Source organism: Haladaptatus sp., assembly GCF_049589095.1.
GTDB lineage: Archaea > Halobacteriota > Halobacteria > Halobacteriales > Haladaptataceae > Haladaptatus.
The window spans coordinates 1-5365 of sequence record NZ_JBAWAC010000462.1; the positions used below are offsets into that span (position 1 = coordinate 1).

The 5365-nt window shown below is 60.0% G+C and carries 6 protein-coding genes; 3 read left to right on the top strand and 3 right to left on the bottom strand.

Going from position 1 to position 5365, the window contains the following annotated elements:
* Window positions 1-991: DNA mismatch repair endonuclease MutL (mutL, locus tag WBV42_RS14455; RefSeq protein WP_423986655.1), on the bottom strand; the 991-nt coding region annotated here is incomplete at its 3' end.
* A 118-nt stretch (window positions 992-1109) separates the two neighbouring features.
* Between mutL and WBV42_RS14460 the strand changes: the two genes are divergently transcribed.
* Window positions 1110-1397: a hypothetical protein gene (locus WBV42_RS14460; RefSeq protein WP_066143904.1), complete on the top strand. Its 288-nt coding sequence runs from the start codon at window positions 1110-1112 to the stop codon at window positions 1395-1397.
* A 23-nt stretch (window positions 1398-1420) separates the two neighbouring features.
* On the opposite strand, the gene WBV42_RS14465 is transcribed toward WBV42_RS14460, so the two are convergent.
* On the bottom strand, window positions 1421-2260 hold the full coding sequence (locus tag WBV42_RS14465; RefSeq protein ID WP_423986656.1) for an RNA ligase family protein: 840 nt from the start codon (window positions 2258-2260) through the stop codon (window positions 1421-1423).
* A 226-nt stretch (window positions 2261-2486) separates the two neighbouring features.
* Between WBV42_RS14465 and WBV42_RS14470 the strand changes: the two genes are divergently transcribed.
* Together WBV42_RS14470 and WBV42_RS14475 are read left to right on the top strand one after the other, a co-directional pair.
* A complete protein-coding gene (locus tag WBV42_RS14470; protein WP_423986657.1) occupies window positions 2487-2840 on the top strand; it encodes a hypothetical protein in 354 nt (117 codons plus the stop codon).
* Between the two features lie 214 nt (window positions 2841-3054).
* Window positions 3055-3189 carry a DUF7503 family protein gene (locus WBV42_RS14475; RefSeq protein ID WP_423986658.1) on the top strand — a complete coding sequence of 45 codons (135 nt, stop codon included), beginning with the start codon at window positions 3055-3057 and terminating at the stop codon, window positions 3187-3189.
* Here the strand turns inward: WBV42_RS14475 and WBV42_RS14480 are convergent, their stop codons facing one another.
* Complete coding sequence (locus WBV42_RS14480; RefSeq protein ID WP_423986659.1) at window positions 3190-5274, bottom strand: hypothetical protein; 2085 nt, start codon at window positions 5272-5274, stop codon at window positions 3190-3192.
* Window positions 5275-5365: the final 91 nt, after the last annotated feature.

Below are 5365 nucleotides of genomic sequence, written 5' to 3' on the forward strand. Positions count from 1 at the left end.
GAAGGGCATCTTCGACGGCATCACGGACCGCCGTCTTGACGCGTCCCTCGTCGCCGAACCGGACTTCCATCTTTCGCGGGTGGACGTTCACGTCCACGGCGTCGCCCGGAACGTCGAGGAAGAGGACGGCGAAGGGATATCGGTCGGGCGCGAGTTGGTTGCCGTAGGCGTCGAGGATGGCCTCTCGAACCACCGCGGAGCGGACGTAGCGCCCGTTGACGTAGGTGGCGACGTACTCGCGCGTGCTCCGTGTCGTTTCGGGGTGGCTGACGTGACCCGAGACGCCGATGTCGTCGTCGCCCTCGACGGGAATCATCGCGGTGGCGACCTCTCGCCCGTACACCGAGAGAATCGTGGACTGGAGGTTGCCCTGTCCGGTCGTCGAGAACACGTCGCGGCCGTCGTGTTCCAGCGAGAACGCCACGTCCGGGTTCGCCAGCGCGTACTGCGTGACGACGCGGTTGACGTGCGCGAACTCGGTGGACTCCGTCTTCAGGTACTTCCGGCGCGCCGGGGTGTTGAAGAAGAGATCAGTGACTTCGATGGTCGTCCCCTCGGGACAGCCCGCGGGACCGACGGCTTCGACCTCGCCGCCGACCAGGCGGAGTTCGGTGCCCGTGTCGCCACCCCTCGGTTTCGTTCGGATTTTGGTCCGCGAGACGGCACCGATGGTGTACAGCGCCTCGCCGCGAAAGCCGAGGGTGGAGACGCCCGCTTCGAGGTCGTCGATGTCCCGAATCTTGCTCGTCGTGTGCTCCTCGACGGCGACCTGCACGTCCTCCTTGCTCATTCCGATTCCGTCGTCCGTGACGGCGATACGCTCCGTCCCGCCGCCATCGACCTGCACGGAAATCCGCGAAGCATCGGCGTCGAGGCTGTTCTCGACCAGTTCCTTCACCACCGAGGCCGGTCGCTCGACCACTTCCCCCGCCGCGATGCGCTGGATCGTCGTCTCGGACAGCGCCCGGATGTTCGTCTCCCCGTCGCTCATTTCTCGAACCCTTTCGTCCCGACGTATTCAAGGTTGGTGTGTCGCCCGCAGTAATATAATGAATAATAGAGATAAAATCGCAACGTTTACTCCCGTCCGTGGCATGTACGCGCTTGCTATGGAATCGTTCACCGAAACACTGGAACTCGTGAGGCTGGGTAACCACGTTCGAATCGAACTCGAAGACGGGGAGGCGTTCGAAGGCCCGGCAAGCCCGATCGACTACATGCCGGGCGACCGGTTCCGACTCGAAATCGAACCGAAACACGAGCGGATTCGGCGATGTGAAGTGAGCGCGGTCTACGTCGATGGGTCGTGGACGCCGCCCGAAGTCCGCCACTACAGCCTCGGCGACGAGGATTGGATCGTCGCCGGGGAAGCACGAGAGATGGAGATCACGCGATAAGGGCGTGTATCGCGCCGAAGCCACTACTTCGGACGGTCTGCCACGAACTCACTGGTGAGGGCTGCAAGTTCCGAACGGAACGTCCCGGCGTCGAAATCGCCGCGCCCCTGAAACAGCCGGTCGTTCTCCTCCCGAGCGATGTCCTCGAAGACGCGGTCGTAGAGGCTATCGACGGTGACCGGTCTGTTGTGGGCTTCTAGCTGATCCGCAACCCGTCGGAATCGACGGTCGGTTCCGAGTTCGTCGGCCAACTCGTCGGCGGATTGCCTGGCGGGGGACGGCCCGTCTTCCGTCTCGAAGTTCCGGCTCAGTTGTGCCCTGTCGCCGGTTTTGTTCCGAAGGACGACGCCAGCCGCCGGACCGTCGTACCAGTTCGAGTCCGGGATTTCGTAGGATTGCGGGTCGAAATCGACCGCTCGAACTTCCTTCTGGAAGGTGTTCACCGAGCGCAAGCCGAGGCTCGCGTACACCTTCTCGACGGCGTCCGGTGGGAGGAACCGTTCCTCGTCAGCGAACCACACGTCGTACCCGAGAAACGACGGGGTTCGTTCCCAGTCGTAGTCGATGGTCCGTTTCACCGTCGCGTCCCCGAAGAAGACGACGGATTCGACGTCCTCGACGGCGGCGTGCAACGCCTCTCGGTCGAGGTTCTCCCGGAGGTGGCGCAGTAGGTGGTGGTAGGACGGCGGAACGTCGTCGGCTTTGTAAACCCGTTCTCGGTCGCCGAGTTGGATCATGCCCGAATCGCGCAGTTGGAACCTGACGCCCGCTCCGTCGATCTGCTCTTGAATCCAGAGATGGCCGCGTTCGAGCAGGGATTCGGGTGCCGCGTCTACGGTTGGAATGGACGGATACTGTTTCATCGTTGTGGGGTAGGGAAGTCTCCGGACGGCGGGTTTGACATCCAACGATACCCGGGCGTGTCACTCGTAGTTTTTCATGTAGTGGTCGGAAGGGGGGAAGCGTCCAACGGAACCGACATCGAGAAGACGACGACGCATATCTTTCCGATCGACGATTTAGTCACCACCTCTTTATAAACATGGGCGAGGTGTTTATTGCAATCAACAGCCCAGTACCATACAACCGATGTGTGCAGATCAATTCAGTCCGGGGTTGTCACGGGTACTCGGCTCGGAAGCGCGGTGTGACCTCCTCGCTATCCTCGCCGAGAACCCCGACGAGTGGCTCACTGCCGCCGAATTGTGCGAACGGGCGGGGGTTTCCCGGTCGGGCTTCCACCGCGATCACAAATCCCTCCTCCTCGGCTTCGACATCCTGGCCCGACGTGACGAAAGCGCCGACGGCCACACGTTCCCCACCTACCGACTCACCGACACGGAACAGGCCGACCTGCTCGTCGAACTCCACGACGTACTGGAGACCAAACTCGAAAACACGGACTCGCTGCTCGCCGACACGCTCACCGGATTCGTCCAGTAGTTCGATCGGAACGAGGGAACCGACTTTCACAACGAACGCCCTCGAAAAGATCGAGACAACAAATTCGTTTTCCACCGACGCCTGCTGTGTGTTTGCTCGATAGATCACCCGGAAACTGTGGCTGAGATCGTGTTCTTTTGCGTTTATTTATATATTACAATAGTTAGTAGTATTAAGAAAAGTATTCCTCCAAGTGTGTAATGTATTTTAATGCATGTCAGAGAACGACCTGAAAGCGTACTTGGCGGAGCATCCACGAATGATCGGCGTACTGTTCACTATCTGCTTGTTGTTGTTACAGTCGGGGAATGCGATGGGGGCAGTATACAATGCAACAAATGGACCATAGCTAATTGAAATCGGAAGCAGAGAGTTCATCACTCCAACGAAGATCGTCATCTATTTTCACGGGGAGTAGTTCGAGATCTAATGCGTCGTTCAATTCGTTGGAGGATAGTTTCAATTCTGTCAGTATCCCGGAACCGAGATAGCGTGTCGAATCTTGCTCCATGATTACAGATACAATAGTTCCCAACCCATAACTCGCAGCCGGGAAAGCATATTGACCGAGCAAAAACTGGTTCCTATTTTTCTGGGTCACTCGAAACATAGCAGGCGTCCCGCTCTCGCTCTGACACAACGTCACCCCACCGTCACCGATCGTCACGTACTCCACGCCGACGACCAGTTCCTCCTTTGCGATACTGAGCGCGGCACGAAGTGAAAAGCCACAGTTCAGCAGGCGGGCGAGTGATCGACCAATCTTCGTCGCCGAGGAGTTGACGACTTCGGCGAGGGTGACGACACCGCCCTTGCTTCCCTTCTCGACCAGCATCTCGCCCTGCCGGTAGGACCGACAGGCGTTCAACAGGAAAGCATCGACGTTGACAGTCGTGAGCGAGTTCGCGTCGAGGAGGCCGTCCGCACAACGGAACCCACCGTCGTTGACGTGACCGATGTAGTGCAGGAAGTCGGCATCGGATTCGAACAGCGCCGCGAGTTCGTCCGTCGTGATCTCCTCGTGAATCGAGACGTCGAACGCCACGAAGTCGCGCAGGCCGTAGAAGCGCTCCACGACGTTCTCCTCGTCCATCGCCACGTCGTTGCAAACGACGTGGACCTTCAGCGCCGAATCGTCCGGTTCGGTGTAATCGATGGTCTGGCGCAGGGACTCGATGGGGACCTTGTTCGCCCCGATGGGGTAGCCGTTGCCGACCCACGCGTGTTCGGTGGTGTCCGCTGATTCGACTTGGAACAGTTCGTCGTCGCCCCAGTCCCACGCCTCGTCGGTGCTCCGCGTGAAGTCGCCCGCCGGAATCGCAGTCCGAGTGAAATCGTCCAGCATCTTCGGCTTCGGCGCGACGGTGTGTGACTCCGGGTTGTGCGGCGTCCGGAGCAACGACAGTTCCTTCGCGAAATACGGGAGCGCGGGAATCGTCTCCGCCGTCGGCACCACGTCGGTCGTGAGATGCCAATCGAGGAGGTGCGGTTCCAGCGTTTCGAACGGAATCGAGAGGTACTCCTGAAGCTGTTCGGCGAGCGGGCGGTCGTACAGTTCGGCGAAATCGAGGCCCACGAGCGGCTCGACCTGCGTGCGCTCGTGCAGTTCGACCTGGTAGTACCCCTCCGTCCGCGTGAGACAGTCGAGGAAGAACGCCTGTCTGAGGACGCGATTGACTGTCGCTTCGTATCCGCCTGCTCCCGCGAGCGGATACTCGAACGACCCCGAAACCAGCCGTGGCGTGCTTCCCGGCACGACGTCAGCACCGAGGTAGTACGCCAACGACGCGGCGGGATACACGTAGCGCCGTTCGGGCGGTAACACGAGTCGAACGCCCGTCTCCGGTCGCTCGATACCGGTCGGGACGTCGAACGCTTCACCGCGTTCGATGAGCGGCGGATGACCTCGAAGCGTCGGAAACGACCGCTCACAAGTAGTGGTCTTCAGCGCCGACCCGAGATACGAGACGGCGGCCATCGCGTCGTCCACATCGTCGGAGACAGTGATCGTCCCCGCCGGACGCTCGTGAAACGAGCGCGCACCGACGCGGGCCCGGCGACGTCCGTCGAATTCGATCATTGCGGATGTCGTACCGTGATTCAACGTCAGCGCGCTTTCGACGGCGATGTAGAGTTTCATCGGCGTGCTCTGCACTTCCAGCAGGTAGCTATCGAAATCGAGCGACAGATCGTTGAACGTCGTGGCGTCGGTGGTGATCTCGCCGTCCTGCGTTCGTACGACGACCGACAAGTGGTTCGGAATCTCGATGCCGGTGGATTCGAAGCTCACTGCCGCGTCGATGGGGAAGTAAAATCCCGTCGTGTCGATGGGCTCGGTAGTGAGTGGTTCGGCAGTATAGAGTTCGAATCGGACGTTCTCGACCGGATCGAAAATAGCGAGACCGGAACGCCTGTCGAGTGTATCGAACTCCATGCGTACTAATTGTGAACGGTATGTCTCGGGACGATTATAGTTCTACCCACACCGTCGTCTTGTCGAGTTCCGGCACGTGCCAGCGCTGTTC

Bases quoted from the DNA above. Each gene is read 5' to 3' on its own strand.
- WBV42_RS14460 (WP_066143904.1), top strand. From the start codon at position 1,110: ATGGAATCGTTCACCGAAACACTGGAACTCGTGAGGCTGGGTAACCAC.
- WBV42_RS14465 (WP_423986656.1), bottom strand. From the start codon at position 2,260: ATGAAACAGTATCCGTCCATTCCAACCGTAGACGCGGCACCCGAATCC.
- WBV42_RS14470 (WP_423986657.1), top strand. From the start codon at position 2,487: ATGTGTGCAGATCAATTCAGTCCGGGGTTGTCACGGGTACTCGGCTCG.
- WBV42_RS14475 (WP_423986658.1), top strand. From the start codon at position 3,055: ATGTCAGAGAACGACCTGAAAGCGTACTTGGCGGAGCATCCACGAATG.
- WBV42_RS14480 (WP_423986659.1), bottom strand. From the start codon at position 5,274: ATGGAGTTCGATACACTCGACAGGCGTTCCGGTCTCGCTATTTTCGAT.